We start from the raw sequence: 703 nt of genomic DNA, 5'->3' as shown, positions 1-703 counted from the left end.
ATCCTTGACCGCGTGACCCCCGCCGAACCGCCTCCCGCCGCCCCGCCCATCGGTGACCCGCGCGCCGGGCGCGCCCGGCGCGCGGACGCCGAACGCAACCGCCGCGCGATCATCGAGGCCGCCAACGCCGTGCTCGCCGAGCAGGGCAGCGCCGTCGACGTGCGCGAGATCGCCCGGCGCAGCGGCGTCGGCATGGGCACCCTCTACCGCCACTTCCCCACCAAGGACGACCTGCTGCGCACCGTGCTGGAGGGGGAGTTCACCACCTGGGCCGGAGCCGCCCACCGGGCGGCGGACGAGACCGACGACCCCCGCCGGGCCCTGCGCGAGTTCTTCGAGAACGCCCTGGAGTACCGGGCCCGGCACCGGGCCGTCGTCGAACACTGCGGCAGCGCCTGGACCGCGCCCGCCGCGCCCGAACCCGCCTGCACCCACCTGCTCACACCCGTCATCGACGAGTTGCGCACCCGGGCGCTGGCGGCCGGGGCCCTGCGCCCCGACGTCACCACCGAGGACCTGGCGCTCCTGCTCGCCGCCCTCGGCCAGGTCGTGCAGATGACCACCGACACCTGCCCCCGGATGTGGCGCCGCCAGCTGCGGATCTGTCTGGACGGGCTCGACCCCGCCCACACCGAGCCCCTGCCCCGCCGCTCGGACGGGGGCGACGGGGCGTGCGGCGGCGCCGGCGGATGACGCCGAGGGG

The 703-nt window shown here is 77.1% G+C and carries 1 protein-coding gene; it reads left to right on the top strand.

Annotated features, from left to right (window positions below; all coding sequences use genetic code 11):
* The coding region (locus FNQ90_RS25770; protein ID WP_194432902.1) for a TetR/AcrR family transcriptional regulator at positions 1-693 on the top strand (693 nt) is incomplete at its 5' end.
* Positions 694-703 lie beyond the last annotated feature (10 nt).

The sequence above is a fragment of the Streptomyces alkaliphilus genome, assembly GCF_014141535.1.
Taxonomy (GTDB): domain Bacteria; phylum Actinomycetota; class Actinomycetes; order Streptomycetales; family Streptomycetaceae; genus Streptomyces; species Streptomyces alkaliphilus.
Note: the sequence above shows the minus strand (reverse complement) of the source record. Positions and strands in the feature narration are given on the sequence as shown.